The following is a 21,460-nucleotide window of genomic DNA, read 5'->3' on the forward strand; positions in this document are numbered from 1 at the left end:
GCCCGTTTGAAGACGATGCCCGCCCACCCAGGCGGGCATCGTCTTATGCAGAACACGGTGTTGACGCTGTTGCGCCAAGCGCTAGTCTTCCAACACCTCGCGCAACTCCTCCCTGGCTTCGGCCAGTTTGCGCTCGCGCTTTTCGATCTGCTTCGGATCGCCCTCACGCAACGCCTCCTGCAGCTCGGCTTCACGCTCGCGGATTTCCTCTCGCGCCTCGTCGATCTCTTCCTGCCGTTCGGCCTGCAGCCCTGCGTCGGTACAGTGTGCCCGGACCTTGCCCAACGCGGTTTCCAAACCCTCGATACGTCCGGTGTTGCCCTGCTCGCGGGCATGCTCCAGCTGGCGGAGGATGTCCGCTTCCTTGCTGGCACAGCTTTCCTGGGCGTGGGCCAGGCCGGTGACGAGCGACAGCAAGGTCATTGCGATGACGGTTTTCATTCGGGGCACTCCTCGATTGGGTTTCGCTGATTGTAGATGCCGCGGGTTGCGCAAGGGGTGGCCGGAAGGCACTGACACTGTCCGTCGCACATCCCGGCCAGTAGAATCGCGCTCTTTTCGCCTGAAGGCCGGCCATGAGCTCTCCCGACAATCACACCACCCACGAAACACCCGATGAACTGGTCTACGGGCTCAACGACCGCCCCCGGCCCTGGGTCGCCTTTCTCGCCGCACTGCAGCACCTGCTGGCGATCATCGTGCCGATCGTCACGCCGGGTCTGTTGATCTGCCAGGCCATCGGCGTGTCGCCACGCGACACCAATATCATCGTGTCCATGTCGCTGGTGATTTCCGGCATCGCCACCTTCGTCCAGTGCAAGCGCTTCGGTCCGTTCGGCGCGGGACTGCTGATCGTCCAGGGCACCAGCTTCAATTTCGTCGGACCGCTGATCGCCGGTGGCGTGCTGATGGTCCAGCAGGGCACGCCGGTCGAGGCGGTGATGGCGGCGATCTTCGGCGTGGTGATCGCCGGCTCTTTCATCGAGATGGGCGTGTCGCGCGTCCTGCCGTTCGTCAAACGCCTGATCACCCCGCTGGTGACCGGCATCGTGGTGCTGATGATCGGCCTGACGCTGATCAAGGTCGGCCTGATCAGCATGGGCGGCGGTTACGCGGCCATGGGCGACGGCACCTTCGCCAACGGCGAGAACCTGTTGCTGTCCGGCGTGGTACTGGGCGCCATCGTCCTCCTCAACCGCCTGCCGGTGGTGTGGATGCGCAGCTGCGCCATCATCATCGCCCTGGCCATCGGCTATGCGCTGGCCGCCTATCTGGGCCGCCTGGATTTCACCGGCATGCGCGAGGCCAACCTGTTCGAAGTGCCGATGCCGCTGCACTTCGGCCTGGGCTTCTCCTGGAGCCTGTTCATCCCCATGGTGGTGATCTATCTGGTGACCTCGCTGGAGGCCATCGGCGACGTCACCGCCACCAGCAAGATTTCCCGCGAGCCGGTGGAAGGCCCGCTGTGGATGCAGCGGATCAAGGGCGGCGTGCTGGTCAACGGCGCCAACTCGCTGCTGGCCGGCTTCTTCAACACCTTCCCCAGCTCGGTGTTCGCGCAGAACAACGGCATCATCCAGCTCACCGGCATCGCCAGCCGCTACGTGGGTCTGTGGATCGCCGCCCTGCTGGTCATTCTCGGCCTGTTCCCGGCGGTGGCCGGCGTGCTGCAGGCGGTGCCCGAGCCGGTGCTCGGCGGCGCGGCACTGGTGATGTTCGGCGCGGTGGCCGCAGCGGGCATCAACATCCTCGCCGGCATCCAGCTGGATCGCCGCGCGCTGCTGATCATCTCGGTATCGCTGGCGCTCGGCCTGGGCTTTTCGCAGGTACCGGAATTTCTTGCGCACATGCCAGCCGGCCTGCGCAGCGTGCTGGAATCGGGCGTAGCCACCGGCGGCATCTGCGCGCTGGTGATGAACTGGTTCCTGCCGGAGTCGCCCGCCGCCCACCCGGAACCGTGACCGAAAGCCCGATCAGCGCTGCCGAGACGCCGCACACACGGCGCCCGGCCTGGGGTCGAATGGCCTGTCCAGCCCACTCGACCCAGAGGCGTGAACCCGCATGCGCATCGGCCTGATCTCCGACACCCACGGTCTGCTCCGTCCCGAGGCGCTGGCCGCCCTGCGTGGCTGCTCACGGATCATCCATGCCGGCGACATCGGCAAGGCGGCGGTACTCGACGGCCTGCGCGCACTCGCACCGCTGGATGTCATCCGTGGCAATATCGACACGACCGACTGGGCGCTGGCACTGCCCGAGCGGCTGGACCTGCATATCGGCGGCCTCAGCCTGCATGTATTGCACGACCTCAAGCAGCTGGATTTCGATCCGGTCGCAGCCGGCATCGATGTGATGGTGAGCGGCCATTCGCACCAGCCGAAGATCGAACGCCGCAGCGGCGTGCTCTACGTCAATCCCGGCAGCGCCGGCCCGCGACGCTTCAAGCTGCCGATCAGCCTAGCATTGCTGCGGCTGGAAAACGGCACCGCGCAGGCCGAGCTGGTCAACCTGGGTTGACCGGCTGCTGGCGCGACGGCATTCAGCCCCGTTCCCAGGTCTCGAAACGATAGGCCGGCACTTCGCCTTCGGCCTGATGCGCCAGGCTTTCGCGGCAGCACCACTGCGTCTCGTCGAACGCGGGGAAGAAGGCGTCGCCCTGCGGGCTGGCGGCGATGCGCGTCAGGTACAGGCGCCGGGCGCGCTCCAGCGCCTGGCCATAGAGCTGCGCACCACCGATCAGCATGATCTCGTCCACGCCCTGCTCGCGCGCCCAGCATTCGGCGCGCAGCAAGGCCTCCTCAAGGCTGGAAAAGGTTTCCGCGCCTTCGAGCCGCAGATCGGCCTGGCGGCTGACCACCAGATTCAAGCGGCCCGGCAGCGGTCGTCCGAGCGAATCCCAGGTCTTGCGGCCCATGATGATTGGCTTGCCGAGCGTCATCGCCTTGAAGTGCCTGAGATCCGCCGGCAGATGCCAGGGCATTTTGTTGTCGAGCCCGATGACGTGGTTTTCCGCCAGGGCGGCGATCATCGCGAGGGGAAGGGAGGTCTGATTCATGGCCGCGAGAATAACAGAGGGCCGGACGGGCAGTCAGCGGCGTCTTTTCCGCATTGGCGCGGCAGCAGGTATTCTCAGCACTGCTTTCACCACCGGGATAACGTGTGACCGCCCAATCCTCAGCAACGCTTACCTCCCTCGACCGCCTCTGGCTGACCGAAGCCGTGCGCCTGCGCGAAGAGCATGCCGGACCGCTGGACGACGACGAGGCCAATCGCCGGGCGCGCGCCGAGAGCGGCGAGCTGCACCAGCTGATCGAACGCCGCGCACTCTGGCTCGCGCGCCGCGATGGCTTGATCGAAGCGCTGCAACACTGGCGTCAGGGCGCGCGGCTGGCGGCGCTGGCGCTGCTGCTGTTGGCCCTGTTCAGCGGCGCAGGGCTGGCTTGGGCGGCGCTGGGCGACGGTGTGCGCCCGGTGAATGTGTTCTGGGCGCTGGGCAGCCTGCTCGGGCTGAACCTGCTGATGCTGCTGGGCTTTTTCTTCGCCGGCGACAGCGGCGGCGCGCTGGGGCGGCTCTGGCTGTGGCTCAGCGAAAAGCTCGCCCGCGATGCGCGCGCCGTGCAACTGGCGCCGGCGCTGCTGGCGGTGCTGCAGCAGCGCCGGCTCGGTCGCTGGCTGCTCGGGCTGGGCGTGCACGGCCTGTGGTCGCTGGCAATGCTCAGCGCCCTGCTGACGCTGCTGGCCTTGCTGGCCACCCGACGCTACGGCTTCGTCTGGGAAACCACCATTCTCGGCGAAGGCGCCTTTATCGGACTGACCCAGGCCCTCGGCGCGCTGCCCACCTGGCTCGGCTTCAGCATGCCGGACATCGAACAGATTCGCGCCAGCGGAACCCTCACTCACGACTTCGACAGCGCCCGCCAGAGCTGGGCCGGCTGGCTGGTGGGCGTGGTGCTGATCTACGGGCTGCTGCCGCGCCTGCTGCTGACGCTGTTCTGTCTGTGGCGCTGGCGCAGCGGGCGCGCGGCGCTGTGTCTGGATCTGCAACTGCCCGCCTACCGCCTGCTGCGCGAACGCCTGCAACCGGCCAGCGAACGCCTCGGCATTCAGGATGCGGCACCTGCGCATCTGCACAATCCCGGCAACGGTATTCAGCTGGAGGGTGGCGAAGGCGCGGTGCTGGTCGCCATCGAACTGGAGCCGGACCGCAACTGGCCGCCGCCGCTGCCCGCTGGCATCGCCAATGCCGGCGTGCTGGACGACCGCGAGCAGCGCAAGCGCCTGCTGGAACAGCTCACCCATGGCCCGGCCAGACGCCTGCTGATCGCCTGCGACCCACGCCGTTCGCCGGATCGCGGCACCCTGGCGCTGATCGGCGAGCTGTCCCGCTGCGCCGGCGAAACTCGGGTCTGGCTGCTGCCGGCACCAGCGGGCGAGGCACTGAACGACGACCGCCTGCAGGACTGGCAGCAGGCGCTGGATAGCCTTGGCCTGACTCATTCCAGCAGCGCGCCGCTGACCTGGCTGGAGGCGGGCCATGATTGAACGTGTTCAACGTAGGGTGGATGTCGCTTTTTACATCCACCGTTGGCAGTGGTGGATGGGTGAAGCGTCATCCACCCTACAGAACTCGAGGTCTGCCCGATGAGCGCACCCCTGAAACTCGCCCTGGTCGGTCACACCAACGTCGGCAAGACCTCGCTGCTGCGCACCCTAACCCGCGACATCGGCTTTGGCGAGGTATCGCACCGGCCCAGCACCACCCGCCATGTCGAAGGCGCACGGTTGTCGGTGGACGGCGAGCCATTGCTGGAACTCTACGACACGCCCGGCCTGGAAGACGCCATCGCCCTGCTCGACCATCTGGAGCGAATCGAGCGCCCCGACGAGCGTCTGGACGGCCCGGCGCGCACGGCACGTTTTCTCGACGGCGCCGAGGCGCGCCAGCGTTTCGAGCAGGAAGCCAAGGTACTGCGCCAGTTGCTGGCCAGCGATGCCGGGCTCTACGTGATCGACGCCCGCGAGCCGGTGCTGGCCAAGTACAAGGACGAACTGGCGGTGCTCGCCGGCTGCGGCAAGCCGCTGCTGCCGGTACTCAACTTCGTCGCCCGGCCCGGCCATCGCGAAAGCGAATGGCGCGAGGCCCTGGCCCGGCTCGGCCTGCATGCGCTGGTACGTTTCGACAGCGTGGCGCCACCGGTCGATGGCGAGCGGCGGCTGTACGAAAGCCTGGCGCTGCTGCTGGAGTCGTCAAGGCCGCAATTGCAGCGACTGATCGAGGATCACGAAGCCCAGGCCGCCGCGCGCCTGGCCGCAGGCAACCGGCTGATCGCCGAACTGCTGCTGGACGTGGCCGCCTGCCGCCGCAGCGTCGCGGCGCAAGCGGAACTGGAACGCGGCGCGATACGTGAACTGCACGATGCCGTGCGTGTCCGCGAACAGGCCTGCGTCGAAGCCCTGCTGCGCCTGTATGCCTTTCGCAAGGGAGACGCCGCAGCCGCCGACCTACCGCTGCTCGACGGCCGCTGGGGCGATGACCTGTTCAACCCGGAAACGCTCAAGCAGCTGGGCGTGAAAGTCGGCGGTGGCATGGCCGCAGGTGCAGCCGCCGGGGCCGGGGTCGACCTGATGGTGGGCGGCATCACCCTGGGCGCCGCGGCGCTGCTCGGCGCCCTTGCCGGCGGTGGCGCGCAGACGGCGCGGCATTACGGCAATCGCCTGCTGGGCAAGCTCAAGGGCCAGCGCGAGCTGACCGTCGATGATGCCGTGCTGCGCCTGCTCGCCCTGCGCCAGCGGCAACTGCTGACGACCCTCGCCGCCCGCGGCCACGCCGCGCAACAGGCCATCGCACTGGAAACGCCACAGGCCCAGGGCTGGCGCGACGGCACGCTGCCCGAAGCCCTGCAACGCGCCCGCGCCCATCCCGAATGGTCGTCACTCAATGAGGGAGCGCGGCTGGAGCAGCGCGAGCGTCAGGAGCTGATCGGCGAGTTGCTGGCAACGCTGCAGCAGCCAGGGCATTGATTCGTCTGAACGTCCGCATGTCGGGTCGATGGAGCGTGACCCTACCCACACAGCGCAGCGTCACGTTTTGTAGGTCGAATTAGCCGAAGGCGTAATCCGACAATCCGAGGCGTAATCCGACGGTTTGAAGGCTTAACCCGACGACTCGTCCTCAACGCTCCCTGCCGCTCTCCACCTCTTCGGCCATGCGCTTGAGGCCGATGTGGCGCACGTCGGTGCCGCGCACCAGATAGATCACCAGCTCGGCGATGTTGCGCGCGTGGTCGCCGATGCGCTCCAGCGAGCGCAGCGCCCAGATCACGCTGAGCACGCGGGAGATCGAGCGCGGGTCTTCCATCATGAACGTGACCAGTTCGCGCAGGGCGGTCTTGTATTCGCGGTCGACGGTCTTGTCGTACTGGGCCACCGACAGCGCCAGGTCGGCGTCGAAGCGGGCGAAGGCGTCCAGCGCCTCGCGCACCATCTTGCGCACCTGATCGCCGATATGCCGTACCTCGACGTAGCCGCGCGGCGATTCGCCTTCCTCGCACAACTGGATGGCGCGACGGGCGATCTTGGTCGCTTCGTCGCCGATGCGTTCGAGGTCGATCACCGACTTGGAGATGCTGATGATCAGCCGCAGGTCGGAGGCCGCCGGCTGGCGACGGGCGAGGATGCGCACGCACTCCTCGTCGATGTTGCGCTCCATCTGGTTGATCTGTTCATCGACCTCGCGCACCTGCTGCGCCAGGCCCGAATCGGCCTCGATCAGCGCGGTGACCGCGTCGTTGACCTGCTTCTCCACCAGCCCGCCCATGGCCAGCAGGTGACTGCGAATCTCCTCCAGCTCGGTGTTGAACTGCTGGGAGATGTGTTGAGTGTGGTTGTCTTTCATAAAGGCTCCTGAAAAGCCGCTGGAGGCTGGACGCTGAAGGCTGGACGAGACGGAGCCGCTTGTTCGTCCAGCCTCCAGCCTTAAGCGCTGTTGTCGTCTGTTCGCCGTTAGCCGTAACGCCCCGTAATGTAATCCTCGGTCTGCTTCTTGGCCGGGTTGGTGAACAGCGTATCCGTGTCGCCGTATTCGATCAGCTTGCCCATGTACATGAAGGCGGTGTAGTCGGAGACGCGCGCCGCCTGCTGCATGTTGTGGGTGACGATGACGATGGTGTACTTGGCCTTGAGCTCGTAGATCAGCTCCTCGACCTTCAGCGATGAGATCGGGTCGAGCGCCGAGCTCGGTTCGTCGAGCAGCAGCACTTCGGGCTGCACGGCGATGGTCCGGGCGATCACCAGACGCTGCTGCTGGCCGCCGGAAAGGCCGAGGGCCGACTCGTGCAGGCGGTCCTTCACTTCTTCCCACAGGGCCGCGCCCTTGAGCGCCCATTCGACGGTTTCGTCGAGCACGCGCTTCTGCTTGATGCCCTGGATGCGCAGGCCGTAGACCACGTTCTCGTAGATGCTCTTGGGGAACGGGTTGGGCTTCTGGAACACCATGCCGACGCGGCGGCGCAGGTCGGCCACGTCCTCGCCCTTGCGGTAGATGTTGGTGCCGTCGAGGTTGATCGCACCCTCGATGCGGCAGCCGTCGACCAGGTCGTTCATGCGGTTGAAGCAGCGCAGCAAGGTCGACTTGCCGCAGCCGGACGGGCCGATGAAGGCGGTCACGCGCTGCCTGGGGATGTTCATGCTGACGTTGTACAGCGCCTGCTTCTGACCGTAATAAAGGCTCAGGTCCGGCACCTCGATGGCCACCGGCTCGTCGGCCAGGTTGAGGCTGCGCTTGTCGCGGCCAAGGGCGGAAATGTCGATGGAATGGGTTTGCGTCGCTGACATGAATGTCTCCGTGATCGCTGGAGGCCAGAGGCCGAGGCTGGACGCGGTCGGTGCCGCTCGTTCGTCCAGCCTCGGGCCTCCAGCGCTTTTATCGGCTGTTAGTGGTCAAGCGCCTTGTATTTCTCGCGCAGGTGGTTGCGGATGACGACCGCACTGAGGTTGAGCGTCGCGATCACCAGCACCAGCAGCAGCGCCGTGGCGTAGACCAGTGGCCGCGCGGCCTCGACGTTGGGGCTCTGGAAGCCGACGTCGTAGATGTGGAAGCCCAGGTGCATGATCTTCTGGTCCAGGTGCAGGTAAGGATAGTTGCCGTTGAGCGGCAGGCTCGGGGCCAGCTTGACCACACCCACCAGCATCAGCGGCGCCACTTCGCCCGCGGCGCGGGCCACGGCGAGGATCAGGCCGGTCATCATCGCCGGGCTGGCCATCGGCAGCACCACCTTCCACAGCGTTTCCGACTTGGTCGCACCGAGCGCCAGCGAGCCTTCGCGAATCATTCGCGGGATACGCGCCAGGCCTTCCTCAGTGGCGACGATCACCACCGGCAGGGTCAGGATCGCCAGCGTCAGCGACGCCCACATCAGCCCTGGCGTGCCGAATACCGGCGCCGGCGCGGCTTCGGGGTAGAAGATCCGGTCCAGCGAGCCGCCCAGGACATAGACGAAGAAGCCCAGGCCGAACACGCCGTAGACGATCGACGGCACGCCGGCGAGGTTGTTCACCGCGATGCGGATGATGCGGGTCAGCACGCCCTGCTTGGCGTATTCGCGCAGGTAGACCGCCGCGATCACACCGAACGGGGTGACGATCACCGCCATGATGATGGTCATCAGCACGGTGCCGAAGATGGCCGGGAAGATGCCGCCCTCGGTGTTGGCCTCACGCGGCTCGTCGCTGACGAACTCCCAGATCTTGGCGCCATAGAAGCCGAGCTTCTGCGGCACCGACATGGCGTTCGGCTGGTAGGCGCGCACCACCTTGCCCAGGCTGATCTCCAGCTCGCGCCCATCCAGGGTGCGCACGCTGATGCTGTCGCGGTTGAAATCCTGGTGGAGGGCCATCAAGCGGCCTTCCAGCACCCTGTATTCGGCGTTCCAGCCGTCACGCTCGGCGTCCAGCTCGGCCTGGGCGGCGGCATTCAGCTTGTCGTCCAGCTCCAGCTTGCGGGTCTTCAGGCGCAGCCGCTCCAGACCATGGTTGATCCGCCCGATATCGACCTTTTCCAGCTGGCTGATCTGCCCGTGCAGCTGGTCGATACGCTGGATGCGGCGCTGCAGCTCGCCCCAGGCGGCCTCGCCTTCGGCGACCAGGTTGCCGTTTTCCTTGACGCTGAGCAGCGCGCCATAGAAGTTGCCCCACTCGCGGCGCTCCAGCACGACCAGGTCCCTGGGGGTGCGCTCGTTGCTCAGCCACTCGCCCACGACCCAGGTGAAATCCGCGCCGTAGACTTCACGGTTGCCCACCTTGAGCAGCTCGCGGGTCATGAACTCGCCGCCCTCAGCCGCCACCGGCAAGCCACTGGCGGCCAGGCGTGCGCGCGGCACTTCCTCGGCCTGCACACGCTCGCCGGCCAGCACACGGGGCTCGCCACCGGGCACCTGATAATCGGCGACGATGACATCCGCCGGCCAGAAGTGCGCCATGCCGCGAACCGCGATCACCGACAGCAGGCCCAGGGTCATGATCACCGCGATGGACACCGCACCGGCGTTCATCCAGATCCAAGGGGTGCCGCTCTTGATCCAGTTTGTCAGGGAATCCTTTTTCACGGACCGATACCTTTAACGAAATCTTCTCGCAGCCAACGGCTGCATTCTTGCCATACCAGCAGGCCCGGCCTGTTACAGGCTGGCGTACTTGCGGCGCAGACGCTGGCGAATCAGCTCGGCCAGGGTGTTCATCACGAAGGTGAAGATCAGCAGCACCATCGCGGCGAGGAACAGCACGCGGTAGTGGGTACTGCCCACTTCCGACTCGGGCATTTCCACCGCGACGTTGGCCGCCAGGGTGCGCATGCCTTCGAAGATGTTGGCCTCCATGATCGGCGTGTTGCCGGTGGCCATCAGCACGATCATGGTTTCACCCACCGCGCGGCCCATGCCGATCATCAGCGCCGAGAAAATGCCGGGGCTGGCGGTCAGCAGCACCACGCGGATCAGCGTCTGCCAGGGCGTGGCACCAAGCGCCAGGGAACCCAGGGTGAGGCTCTTGGGCACGCTGAACACCGCATCTTCGGCAATCGAATAGATCGTCGGGATCACCGCGAAGCCCATGGCCAGGCCGATCACCAGGGCGTTGCGCTGGTCGAAGGGAATGCCCATCTCGTTGGTCAGCCACAGGCGCATGTCGCCGCCGAACCACCAGTTTTCCATGTGCCCGCTGACTTCCAGCGAGCCGAAGCCCACCAGCAGGATCACCGGGATCAGCAGCAGCGCCTCCCAGCCTTCAGGCACGCGCAGGCGGATGGACTCCGGCAGGCGGCTCCAGAGGTAGGCCGCCAGCAGGATGCCGAACGGCATCAGCAACAGCAGGGCGAAAATGCCTGGCAGGTGGTTTTCCAGATAGGGCGCCAGGAACAGGCCGGCAAAGAAGCCGAGGATTACCGTTGGCAGCGCCTCCATCAGCTCGATCACCGGCTTGACCTTGCGCCGCAGCGCCGGGGCCATGAAGTAGGCGGTGTAGAAGGCGGCGCAGATGGCCAGCGGCGCCGCCAGCAGCATCGCGTAGAACGCGGCCTTGAGCGTACCGAAGGCCAGCGGGGACAGGCTCAGCTTGGGCTCGAAGTCGGTGTTGGCCGAAGTCGACTGCCAGACATGGTCGGGCTCGGGATAGCTTTCGTACCAGACCTTGCTCCACAGCGCGCTCCAGGAAATTTCCGGGTGCGGGTTGTCGATCACGAAGCGCTGCAGTTGGCCACCGGACTCGACCAGCAGACGCGTGGCGCGTGGCGACAGGGTGGCGATGGCCGCGCCTTCGGCTACCGGCTGCTTGAGCAGGGTGCGGTGCGCGGTGCTGTGGAACACACCCAGGTTGCCGCTGTCATCCAGAGCCAGGAAGCCCTTGCGCCGCTCTTCCGGCAGGATCTGCGTGATGGGGCTGTCGCCCAGCTGGAAATTGCGCACGTTCTTCAGCTCGGCCTGGCCATCGGCGCCGCGCACCATGAACCACTGGCCGATACCGCCGTTGGAGTCGCCCACCAGCAGCGAAATGCCGCCCAGCAGAGTCGTGACGTTGGTGACCTCGCCCGTGCCGTTCAGCAGTTTGTAGCGGCCATTGAGCTGCTTGCGGCGCAGGTCGAAGACATCCGCGTTGGCCTTGCCACTGAAGGCATAGAGCCACTGCTGGCGCGGATCGAGCAGCAGCTTGCGGATCGGCTCGTTCACCTGCGGAAGATTGAGGCGCTCCTGCTCGATGCTGGTTTCACCCGTCAGCAGGTTTTCCGTGGTGGCGATACGCAGCGCATGCAGCGCGCTATCGGTGGCGGCGGCGACCAGCAGGGTCCTGCCGTTGCGGCTGATGGCGACATGATCGATGGCGCCGCCCTGAGTATCGAGCTCCAGCGGCGTTTCGCCGAAGGGGTAGTCGATCTGCGGAGAGATGGTCCTCTGGTTATTCGGGTAGCTGACCTTGTAGTTGTGCTCCAGCACCAGCGCCTGGCCATTGTCCAGCCCCAGCACCAGCAGCCGGCTACCGGGCGTGTCCTGACCGATGGCGGTGATGCGCGCCTCGCTCGGCAGCGGCAGGCTGACGCTGGACAGCGCGGCGCCATCCTTGAGGGAGAAGAAGCGCACCAGGCCATCGGCGCCCAGGCGCATCGCCACTTCGTTCTGCTCCTCGACGGCCAGCAGCAGCGGTTCACCGGCCTCGGCCAGCCAGGTCGGCTGCTGCGCATCCCTGGGCTTGACCTCGGCGCCCTGAAACATCGGCAGCACGACCTGGGCGAGGTAGAAAAAGATCAGGCAGATGGCGCCAAGCACCGCCAGACCGCCGATGGAAACATACCAGCGCGCCAGATGGTCCTTGAGCGCGCGAATGCGCCGCTTGCGCTGCAACGCCGGTGTATTGAAGTCCAGCCGTTGCGCATCGGTGTTCGCAGTCATGGGCTCTATATCGTTCATCAAGAGGGTTCCTGAGCCGCCAGGCTCTGACAGGCCGTTGAAAACTACCTGCGTTGGCAATACTTCGTTAAAAACAGGCTCGAACTGCTCATTTAGACGACTAAACTCGTACGCGAGCCCGGTCCGTTCCTCGCCTGTCTTGACTCGCTGCACTCGCCCTTCGGGCCAGCCTTCGGCTGTTACTCCCGTTGGTCGTTGCGCCTCGTCTTGCCTGCCTCGGCTACGTTTTCCAACAGCCTGTGGAGGCGCCTAATCTAATCAAGTCATGTGACAGAAAAATTACAGCCCCTGAACACAACGAAGCCCGCCAGCGCTTGGGGCGTGACGGGCTTCGTGGCACAGGCCTGACGGCACACGCCGTCAGGTCGGCGGCGTGTTACAGGCCCAGTTCCTTCAGAGCCTTGTCAGCCACGTTCTTCGGCAGCGGGATGTAGCCATCCTTGACCACGACATCCTGGCCTTCCTTGGACATCACCAGCTTGATGAACTCTGCATCCAGCGGGCTCAGCGGCTTGTTCGGCGCCTTGTTGACGTAGACGTAGAAGAAGCGTGCCAGCGGGAACTTGCCAGCCAGAGCGTTTTCCTCGTTGGCCTCGAAGGCTTCGCCACCCTTGGACAGCGGTACGGCGCGAACGCTGGAGGTCTTGTAGCCGATACCGGAGTAGCCAATGGCGTTCAGGGTGCTGGAGATCGACTGCACAACCGAAGCCGAACCCGGCTGCTCGTTGACGTTCGCCTTGAAGTCGCCTTTACAGAGGGCCTCTTCCTTGAAGTAGCCATAGGTGCCGGATACCGAGTTGCGACCGAACAGCTGGATCGGCTTGCTCGCCCACTCACCGGTCAGGCCCAGGTCACCCCAGGTCTTGATGTCCTGCGCGCCACCGCACAGGCGGGTGCTGGAGAAGATGCCGTCGATCTGCTCGATGTCCAGGCTCTTGATCGGGTTGTCCTTGTGCACGAAAACGGCCAGGGCGTCGATGGCGACCGGTACGGCGGTCGGCTTGTAGCCGTACTTCTCTTCGAAGGCCTGGATTTCGTTGTCCTTCATGGGACGGCTCATCGGGCCCATGTTGGCGGTGCCCTCGGTCAACGCTGGCGGTGCGGTGGAAGAACCGGCAGCCTGGATTTGAATGTTCACGTTCGGGTAGCTGCGCTTGAACTCTTCAGCCCACAGGGTCATCAGGTTGGCCAGCGAATCGGAACCGACACTGGAGAGGTTGCCGGAGACGCCGGAAGTCTTCTCGTAGCTCGGCAGGGCCGGGTCAACAGCCGCAACCGCGCTGGCTGCGCCTACACCAGCGGCTACAAAGGTCAGGGCCGCCATCAAACGATTCAGTTTCATTCCATGCTCCTAGCAGGGTTGTGTTCGAGTGTGTTGGAACGGAGGCCATTGTCTGCAGGCCTTGTGACCACTCTATGAATCGAATATGACAATCTGGTGACGCTCAACCCTTGATCCATATCGGTCGCTGCCGTCATATACAGCCGCTATACTCGGCCCCGCCCGCGCTATCGCGGGCCTTTTCGCGCCAGAACGACAAGCGCGCCGCGAGCTTATCCGATGAAAGAATACGAACAGGAAGATCCAATTCCCCAGGGCGACCTGGCCCTGCAACTGACGGCCCTGCCGCGTGAAACCAATGGTTTTGGCGACATCTATGGTGGCTGGCTGGTATCGCAGATGGACCTGGCCGGAACCGCCATGGCCAGCCGCGTGGCCTCGGGCCGGGTGGCGACCGTTTCCATCGACCGCATGGCCTTCATGGTGCCGGTGGCGGTGGGCGCGCAGCTGTCCTTCTATACGCAGACCCTGGATGTGGGCCGCAGCTCGATCCGCATGCTGGTGGAAGTCTGGAGCGATGATCCGGTTTCCAGCGAATGGCGCAAGGTCACCGAAGCGGTATTCGTCTTCGTCGCCATCGACAGCACCGGTCGCACCCGCTCGGTAACGCCGCGCCGCTGAGCATCAGCGGCGCAGAACACTTGCGTGTCGCCTGCCGAGCCGCCAGGATTCGGCAACCTGCATTGATGGATGTATCCGTGACCCCGCTCCTGCTCGCTCTCTGGCCCCTGTTCGCCCTGATCGTCGCCGGCTACTTCATGCGCCGGCACGGTTTTCCCAACGATGACTTCTGGCCCGGCGCCGAACGGATCAACTACTTCATCCTGTTCCCCGCCCTGCTGTTCAGCAGCCTGGCCAGCGCACCGCTGGGCAATCCGGCCTTGCCACGCCTGGCGGCGGCCGTGCTGCTCGCCCTGGGTCTGGCCTGGATCGCCCTGCTGGTCACCCGCCGCCTGCGCGGTTGGCCGGCGGCGCGCTTCGGTGCCATCGCCCAGGGCACCCTGCGCTTCAATACCTATCTGGGGCTGGCCGCGGTCGGCAGCCTGTTCGGCAGCGAGGGCCTGGCACTGGCCGCGCTGATGCTGGCGCTGATGGTGCCGACGGTGAACGTCATGTCGGTCTGGGCGCTGACCGCCGAACGCGGCGTCAGCGTCCGTTCGCTGCTGCTGCCGATCATCAGGAACCCGCTGATTCTCGCCTGCCTGGCTGGCGCGCTGGTCAACCTTTCCGGTCTCGGCCTGCCGGGCGGCACCGACCGCCTGCTCGGCCTGCTGGCCGCCGCCAGCCTGCCTCTGGGCCTGCTCTGCGTCGGCGCCGCGCTGAAACCGCAGGAACTCGGCGGTGAAGTACCCGTGCTGGGCTGGAACAGCGCCCTGCGCCTGCTGGCCGTACCGCTGCTGGCTTATGGCGTAGCGCTGGCGCTCGGATTGCCGTCGATGGAAACGACCATCCTGGTACTGTTCTTCGCCCTGCCCACCGCCCCTACCGCCTACGTCCTGACCCGCCAACTGGGTGGCGACAGCCATCTGATGGCCGGCATCATCACCCTGCAAACCCTGCTGGCGGCGGCAAGCCTGCCGCTGGTGCTGTTACTGCTGGGCGGCTGATCCCGCGCGCTCAGCGCACCACCTGGCTCTTGAGCAACCGCACCAGCCCCACCATCATCGCCACACCGAAGGCCAGCATGACCAGCATCGGCCCCGCATGACCGACCAGCTCCTGCAACCCGATCAGGCCTTGGCGCACCAATGTGATGCTGAAGCGCACACGCCCGTCATCCGCAACCACATAGGCGCCCTGCTCCCAAATCTCATACGCGGCCTGCAATGGCAGCAATGACAATGGCAGGAGGATCAGGCAGAGCCAGTAGCCGCCGCGCCGACGCGGCCCCAACAGCCCCCACGGCTGGTAGCAGGCACGGATCAACTGGAAGAAACAGAGCGCGTAATAGCTGGCCAGCAACACCTGAAACCCGCTGACCAGCCCCGGCCTCGCCCACGCCACAACGAGCGCAAGCCCAACCACCAACAGACTGAGCAGCGCCCAGACCACAAAAAAGAAGGTTTTCATTCCCTGCCCCAGACCGTCGATTCACGGCAAAGGCGCATCGGAACAGAATCAGCCGGGCGATACCTTCAACCGCTTCACGAATCCGTGCTTCTTCGCTCGATGGGCGCGCCAAGTTAAAGGATATGGAGCAGGCTAGATACGGTGAGAACCGGCGCTTTGCTCGTCGGATTACGCCTGCTGATCGTCGGGTTACGCCTTCGGCTAACACGACCTACAAAGGCGGGCTCTGCGCTGTTGTAGGTCGGGTCACGCTTCACCGACCCGACAAGCGAGCGGCCAGGCGCATTAAATGCCGAGCGGTCAAACATGGATGGTCGCATTACACCGTCGGATCGTCGGATTACGCCTTCGGCTAATTCGACCTACAACAGCCTGCACCTTGGATATTCGCGGATAAATCCGCTCCCACGAAAGAGGATTGCTCCACCAACACGTAACGGGGACACAGCCTAAAACAAACCCAACTGCTGCCCCTGCTCGGCACTCTTCTTCACCTCGTACTCCTGCGCTTGCGGCTCATTCAGCGCCAACCTCTGCGCCAGCCCGGCGGCGCGTTCGGCACGGGTGGTGACGGCTTCAGCAATGCGTGCAGGCAAGGCCCAGATTTCAACCTTGTCTCTGGCGCGGGTAATGCCGGTGTAGAACAGCGAGCGGGTCAGCAGCGGACCGGGCTGTTCCGGCAGGGCCAGCAGCACTTCATCGAATTCCGAGCCCTGGCTCTTGTGGACGGTCATGGCGAAGGCGCTGTCGTGACTGGGCAGGCGGGCCGGAGCGAAGCCGCGATAGCCTTCGTCGCCCTCGAAATAGACGCGCAGGCCCTGCGCGCTCATCAGGCACAGACCGATATCGCCATTGAACAGGCCAAGGGCGTAGTCGTTCTGTCGCACCATCACCGCGCGCCCCGGATACCAGCGTTCGCGGGGCGCCACGCCGAGGCGGCGCTTGAGCCGTGTTTCCAGTGCTTCGTTGAGGCCGGTGACGCCGAAAGCGCCTTCGCGCTGGGCGGTAAGGGCGCGAAAACCGTTGAATGCGGCGAAGGCCGACGCCGGATAGGCCTGCCGTGCGGCTTGTAGATAAGGTGCATAGCCCTGTTCGAGACGCTCGACGAGGACCGTGGCGTTGGGCGCCGGATTCCAGGCCAGGTCCGGGCGATTTTCCTGCAGCAACTTGACGGTGCCCTTGGCATCGCCGTCATTGATTCGCCGCGCCAGCTCGCCGATACCGCTGTCGCCGGCGAAGCGGTGGCTGTGAGTCAGCAGCACCACGGCATCGCCCAGCCGTGAACGTGGCGCCTCCAGCGGCACGGACTGTCCGGTGATGCGTTGCAGATCGAGGGCGGCCTGGGCATCGAAGCCGCGCCCTTCGCAGAGTTCGGCGAACACCGCGCCGGCCTCCACCGCCGCCAGTTGGTCCTTGTCGCCGAGCAGGATCAGCCGCGCCTTCGGCGGCAGGGCGGCGACCAGCTTGGCCATCAGCGCCAGATCGACCATCGAGGCTTCGTCCACCACCAGTACGTCCAGCGGCAGCGGATTCGCCGCGTCATGACGCACCCTGGGACTGTCGCCGCGACTGCCGAGCAGCCGGTGCAGGGTGCGCGCCTCGTCGGGCAGCACCGCCTTGATCGCATCGCTGACCGGCAGGCCGGCCTTGGCACTGCGGATCGCCTCGGCCATGCGCGCCGCGGCCTTGCCGGTGGGCGCCGCCAGACCGATGGCCAGGCGCTCGCTGCCCGGTTGTTCCAGCAACGCCGCCAGCAGGCGCACCACGGTGGTGGTCTTGCCGGTGCCGGGACCGCCGGAAATCACCGCCAGCCGGCGGCGCACCGCCTGCGCCGCCGCCAGCCGCTGCCAGTCGGGACTTTGCTGGTTGAAAGCGAACAGCCGCGCCAGGCTGTCGCCCAGTTGCGTTTCATCCACCTCCGGCTTATCGGCGGCACGCGCCAGCAGCTGTTCGGCAAGCTGTTGTTCGTAGGCCTGGTAGCGGGCCAGATACAGGCGCTCGGCGTCGAGAATCAGCGGCGCATAGTCGCCCGGTCCACCGACCAGTGGCGAGCCTTGCAGTTGTTTGCGCCAGATATCCAGCGGCGGCAGGCTCGACTCGCTGTCCGGCCAGGGCCGTCTGCCGGCGAAACGCGCCAGCGGTACGCAGACATCGCCCCGGCCCAGCGCCTCGCAGCACAGCGCGGCGGCAATCAATACCGCTTCGGGTGCTTCGGGATCGAGGCGTTGCAGGCTGGCAACGAAGGCACGTTCCAGCGCGCCGAGGGGCAGTTCGGCCAGGCTCATGGCGCAACCTCCGCGACCGTAGGAGCCAGCTTGCTGGCGATCCGTGGTTCTGTGATGAAAGGCATCGCCAGCAAGCTGGCTCCTACAGGGGCAGTGCGCATCATTTGCCTTCCTCGAACAGCCGGTCCAGTGCATCGAGCAGCGAGTCATCGGGACGGGCGAAGTAGACACCGGCCTCGGGCATGCCGCGCAGGAACAGGTAGAAAGCGCCGCCCAGCTGCTCGTCGCGGAAGTCGGCCAAGCGCTGGCGCAGGAAGCGACGCAGAGCGACCAGATAGATCAGGTATTGCAGGTAGTAATGTTCGCCCGCCAGCGCCTGCAGCAATCGCTCGCCGCCGTAGTAGCTGGCGTCCGGGCCGAGCCAGTTGGACTTGTAATCGGCGATGTACCAGCGCCCGTCGTGCTCGAAGGTCAGGTCGATAAATCCCTTGAGAAAGCCGCGCAGGGTATCGAACTCCAACCGTGACGCCGCCTCGCGCAGGGGCCGGGGCAGACCGCTGGCCGGATCGCTCAGCAGCGCGCGCAGCCGCGTGACATCGAGCTGACGCACCGGGAAGGTGAAGCTCAGTTCCGGCAATCTTCGCGTCGGCTGCAGGCCGGCCAGGGTCAGTCCTGCGCCATCGAGGTCGGTATCCAGCACCTGTTGCAACTGCCGGCAGGCGACCTCGCTCCAGTCGGCTGACAGCCCATAGGCCTGCAGACCGGCTTCGACCAGCCCGGCCAGTTGGCCCTTGCCACGCACCCAGTCTTCAAGGATCGCATGCAGGCAGGTGCCGGCACGGGCGCCACGGGGAAAGGCGAAAAAGCCGCTGCCCGGCTCGGCAGCATCGGGCATGGCCAAGGCATCGCGATCCGGCGCTTCCATGTGCATGCCGGCAGCCAGGCCGGAGAAGCTGCCGATGCGCCAGGCACTGTAGAGGCTGCGGTTCAGTTGCGACAGCTGCTGGGGCGCTAGCGCACGGCCCGGCCCCTGGGCGCTGCTTTCACGGGTTTCCAGCGGCAGACAGGCCAGCGTGCCTTCGCTTTCATCCACCAGACGCTCGATGGCGGTGCGCAGGCTGGCGCCGTTCAGATCGGCCAGGTGCTTGCCCAGCTCGTGCAGCGGCTGCTCGCCGGGCAAGCCGCGACCGTGCAGCAGCCAGGCCAGGGCGCTGCTGTGCAGCCCCTCTTCCGGCAGGCTGCCGTCCTTCTTTTCCTTCGGCAGCGCCACCGGCCCCCAGTGCAGCCAGAGCCGATCACGCGCGCGGGTCAGCGCGACGTAGGCCAGGCGCAACTGTTCGGCGAAGATTTCCCGACGCGCACGCTGCAGGTTTTCCTCCAGTTCATCGCTGCCCAGATCCAGCAGCGGCTGGCCCTGCTCGTCATGACAACGGGCGCTGTCGCGGTGCTTGCCCAGCAGCCTGCCGTCCCAGAGGAAGGGACAGAACACCAGCGGGTACTCCAGCCCCTTGCTGGTGTGGATGGTGACGATCTGCACCCGTTCGGCATCGCTTTCCAGGCGCAGCAGGGCATCCTCGCCCCCCCCTTCGCTGCCGCGCTGGGCGTTGAACCAGCTCAGCAGGGGTTCGAGGCCGGGGCGCAGCAGGCTTTCGGCCTGCAGCAGTTCGCCGAGATGCAGCAGGTTGGTCAGCCGCCGTTCGCCATCGACCCGCGCCAGCAGGCGTTCGGCCACGGCCTGTTCGTCCAGCCAGGCACGGAACACGCGCATAAAGCCCTGCTGCTGCCAGAGCTGGTGATAGCGCTCGGCGGCTTCGCGCTCGGCATCCCACTGTTGCTGATCGTCCTGGCAGCGGGCGAGATCGGCGGCGCTGCGGCCCAGCAACCGCGTGGCCAGAGCGTAGCGCAGCAGGCCTTCGCGACCCGGCTCGGCATAGGCGGCCAGCACGGCAGCCAGCTCGCCAGCTTCCTCGCTGCCCCAGACGCTGTCGCGCCCACGGCGCACGCTGGGCACGCCACGCGCGGCCAGCTCATCGGCGATCATCCCGGCCTGGCGATGATTGGCCACCAGTACGGCGATATCACCGCCCTTGAGCGGAGTGAACTGGCCATCCCTGTCGAAACCGGCACGGCCCTCGGCGGCAGCCGCCAGTTGCAGGGCGATACGCCGCGCGCAATCGCTGGCCGCCCGCTCGGCGGCCTCGGCCTTGTTGAGGGCATCGTCATCGAGCCAGATCAGCGACAGCGGCGCCGCTGTCTCCTCCTCATCCAGGCGCAGGGTCGCGCGCGGTTTGTCGGCAGCGCCCACCGGCGGGTATTGCAGATCCGCCTGGGCAAAGGGCTGTGGATGATCGAACAGCAGATTCAGTGCATCGATCAGTTGCGGCGTCGAACGGTAATTGGTCGGCAGGTTGTAGGGTGCTGCGGCCTGTTCGCGGGCCTGGATATAGGTCGCCAGATCGGCGCCGCGAAAGGCATAAATGGCCTGTTTGGGATCGCCGACGAAGCACAGCGAGGCTTCACTGCCCCTGGCGTAGATGCGGTCGAAGATGGCGTACTGGATCGGGTCGGTGTCCTGGAACTCATCGATCAGCGCCAGCGGATAGGTGCTGCGCAAGGAGACCGCCAGATCATCGCCCACCGGCCCCTGCAGCGCCTGATCGAGACGGTTGAGCAGGTCGTCGAAGGCCAGCAGACGCTGCGCCGCCTTGCGCTCGGGCAGCTCGCGATTGAGCCGTTCGAGCAACGCCACCTGCAACGCGATCAGCCGTTGCCGGCCAGCCGGCAGCGCTTCGGCCAGCGCGTCGCTCAGCGTATCCAGCGCTTCGGCCAGCTCGCACAGCGGCGCTGCGTGGCCCTTCTTGCAGGCCTTGCCCAAGGCACGGGCACCGAACTTGAGCAGGCCGTCCGGGGCATCGTAGATCGCCGCCGGGTCGGCGAACCAGGCATCCAGTTCACTCGCCCAGGGTTCGAATTTGATGCTCTTGTGTGTGCTCTGGCTGAGACCACCGTGGGCGTGCAGCTCGTCGATCCAGGCCCTGCCCGTCGCCTGCCAGAGCGCGGCGGCGCGCTGCCAGGCCGGCTCGATGGCGGACAGGTCAGCCAGCACCGGCGGCTCATGCGGCTCGACCCGCAGATAGGGTTTGCCCAGGTGGCTGCGCAGGCGCTGGCGCAACCATGCCGGAGTGATCTTCTGCTTGACCAGAAAGCGTGCCCAGGCCGGATCGGCCTCTGCCAGCTCGCTGCGCCAGGCATCGGCCAGCAGTGCATCGATGATCTCGCGGTCATCGGCGGTCAGCTCGCTGTCGAAATCACCACCGGCCTCGAAGGCGGCGTCCTGCAGGGCGCGCTGACAGAAACCGTGGATGGTGAAGATTGCCGCCTCGTCGAAGCCATGCACCGCCAGCAGCAAGCGCCGCCGCGAAGCCTCGTCGGGATGGCGGGCATGCAGGCGGTTGAGAAAGGCGTCCTCGCTTGGCGTGCCCTCGTAGACCGCCAGCAGTTCGGCCAGCCGCGCACGGATGCGCTCGCGCAACTCGGCGGTGGCGGCGGTGGTGTAGGTGACGACCAGAATCTGCCCCACCGACAGCTGCCGTTCCAGCAACAGCCGGGCGTAGAGCGCGGTGAGCGTCCAGGTCTTGCCGGTGCCGGCGCTGGCTTCGATCAGCCGGCGACCGTCGAAGGGCGAATCGAGCAGATCGAGTTCAAGATGCATGGGCGTCACAACCAGGTTTCACAACGTTTGGCAGCCTGCTCCAGCACCCGTCGCGCCGTTTCTTGCTATAGCCCAGCGCGCCGAACCATTGCAGTGCTTCTTTTTCAAGCGGGTCTTCGGTCATTGCTCGATCCTTGATCCATGCACACAGCCGCTTGTC

17 protein-coding genes are annotated in these 21,460 nt (G+C 65.9%); 6 read left to right on the forward strand and 11 right to left on the reverse strand.

Going from position 1 to position 21,460, the window contains the following annotated elements:
- Positions 1-81: 81 nt before the first annotated feature.
- Positions 82-441 (reverse strand): DUF1090 domain-containing protein, encoded by a 360-nt coding sequence (locus G7020_RS03005; protein WP_181082463.1) that lies wholly within the window; start codon positions 439-441, stop codon positions 82-84.
- Between the two features lie 134 nt (positions 442-575).
- On the opposite strand from G7020_RS03005, the gene G7020_RS03010 reads away from it, so the two are divergent.
- On the forward strand, positions 576-1,961 hold the full coding sequence (locus G7020_RS03010) for a uracil-xanthine permease family protein (RefSeq protein WP_181082464.1): 1,386 nt from the start codon (positions 576-578) through the stop codon (positions 1,959-1,961).
- Positions 1,962-2,061: 100 nt separating this feature from the next.
- On the forward strand, positions 2,062-2,517 hold the full coding sequence (locus tag G7020_RS03015) for a metallophosphoesterase family protein (protein WP_181082465.1): 456 nt from the start codon (positions 2,062-2,064) through the stop codon (positions 2,515-2,517).
- Positions 2,518-2,539: 22 nt separating this feature from the next.
- Here G7020_RS03015 and G7020_RS03020 read toward each other — a convergent pair whose 3' ends face one another.
- Positions 2,540-3,055, reverse strand: a complete 516-nt coding sequence (locus tag G7020_RS03020; protein WP_181082466.1) for a dihydrofolate reductase — start codon at positions 3,053-3,055, stop codon at positions 2,540-2,542.
- A 104-nt stretch (positions 3,056-3,159) separates the two neighbouring features.
- On the opposite strand from G7020_RS03020, the gene G7020_RS03025 reads away from it, so the two are divergent.
- Complete coding sequence (locus tag G7020_RS03025; protein WP_181082467.1) at positions 3,160-4,542, forward strand: DUF2868 domain-containing protein; 1,383 nt, start codon at positions 3,160-3,162, stop codon at positions 4,540-4,542.
- Between the two features lie 99 nt (positions 4,543-4,641).
- Complete coding sequence (locus G7020_RS03030) at positions 4,642-6,021, forward strand: GTPase/DUF3482 domain-containing protein (protein WP_181082468.1); 1,380 nt, start codon at positions 4,642-4,644, stop codon at positions 6,019-6,021.
- Positions 6,022-6,172: 151 nt separating this feature from the next.
- Here the strand turns inward: G7020_RS03030 and phoU are convergent, their stop codons facing one another.
- The 5 genes from phoU to G7020_RS03055 form a co-directional block, all read right to left on the reverse strand.
- The gene (gene phoU, locus G7020_RS03035) at positions 6,173-6,895 is read right to left on the reverse strand and encodes a phosphate signaling complex protein PhoU (RefSeq protein ID WP_181082469.1); all 723 of its coding nucleotides are present in this window, start codon (positions 6,893-6,895) and stop codon (positions 6,173-6,175) included.
- A 107-nt stretch (positions 6,896-7,002) separates the two neighbouring features.
- Positions 7,003-7,833: a phosphate ABC transporter ATP-binding protein PstB gene (gene pstB / locus G7020_RS03040; RefSeq protein ID WP_065984558.1), complete on the reverse strand. Its 831-nt coding sequence runs from the start codon at positions 7,831-7,833 to the stop codon at positions 7,003-7,005.
- 98 nt (positions 7,834-7,931) lie between these two features.
- Entirely contained in the window at positions 7,932-9,602 is a 1,671-nt protein-coding gene (gene pstA, locus G7020_RS03045) for a phosphate ABC transporter permease PstA (protein ID WP_336509695.1), read from the reverse strand.
- A gap of 72 nt (positions 9,603-9,674) precedes the next feature.
- Positions 9,675-11,951 (reverse strand): ABC transporter permease subunit, encoded by a 2,277-nt coding sequence (locus tag G7020_RS03050; RefSeq protein WP_181082470.1) that lies wholly within the window; start codon positions 11,949-11,951, stop codon positions 9,675-9,677.
- A 376-nt stretch (positions 11,952-12,327) separates the two neighbouring features.
- A complete protein-coding gene (locus tag G7020_RS03055; RefSeq protein ID WP_181082471.1) occupies positions 12,328-13,293 on the reverse strand; it encodes a PstS family phosphate ABC transporter substrate-binding protein in 966 nt (321 codons plus the stop codon).
- 219 nt (positions 13,294-13,512) lie between these two features.
- On the opposite strand from G7020_RS03055, the gene G7020_RS03060 reads away from it, so the two are divergent.
- Together G7020_RS03060 and G7020_RS03065 are read left to right on the forward strand one after the other, a co-directional pair.
- Positions 13,513-13,914: an acyl-CoA thioesterase gene (locus G7020_RS03060; RefSeq protein WP_125837469.1), complete on the forward strand. Its 402-nt coding sequence runs from the start codon at positions 13,513-13,515 to the stop codon at positions 13,912-13,914.
- Between the two features lie 77 nt (positions 13,915-13,991).
- Complete coding sequence (locus tag G7020_RS03065; RefSeq protein WP_336509696.1) at positions 13,992-14,900, forward strand: AEC family transporter; 909 nt, start codon at positions 13,992-13,994, stop codon at positions 14,898-14,900.
- Positions 14,901-14,910: 10 nt separating this feature from the next.
- On the opposite strand, the gene G7020_RS03070 is transcribed toward G7020_RS03065, so the two are convergent.
- From G7020_RS03070 to G7020_RS23970, 4 genes are all read right to left on the reverse strand, one after another.
- Positions 14,911-15,363: a hypothetical protein gene (locus G7020_RS03070; RefSeq protein ID WP_181082473.1), complete on the reverse strand. Its 453-nt coding sequence runs from the start codon at positions 15,361-15,363 to the stop codon at positions 14,911-14,913.
- Between the two features lie 449 nt (positions 15,364-15,812).
- Entirely contained in the window at positions 15,813-17,648 is a 1,836-nt protein-coding gene (gene recD, locus G7020_RS03075) for an exodeoxyribonuclease V subunit alpha (protein ID WP_181082474.1), read from the reverse strand.
- A gap of 100 nt (positions 17,649-17,748) precedes the next feature.
- Positions 17,749-21,300 carry an exodeoxyribonuclease V subunit beta gene (gene recB, locus G7020_RS03080; RefSeq protein ID WP_181082475.1) on the reverse strand — a complete coding sequence of 1,184 codons (3,552 nt, stop codon included), beginning with the start codon at positions 21,298-21,300 and terminating at the stop codon, positions 17,749-17,751.
- Positions 21,290-21,424, reverse strand: a complete 135-nt coding sequence (locus G7020_RS23970; RefSeq protein WP_258189233.1) for a hypothetical protein — start codon at positions 21,422-21,424, stop codon at positions 21,290-21,292. Before G7020_RS23970 ends, recB begins: the two co-directional genes overlap by 11 nt.
- Positions 21,425-21,460 lie beyond the last annotated feature (36 nt).

The organism is Stutzerimonas stutzeri (assembly GCF_013522825.1).
Lineage (GTDB): Bacteria > Pseudomonadota > Gammaproteobacteria > Pseudomonadales > Pseudomonadaceae > Stutzerimonas > Stutzerimonas stutzeri_AK.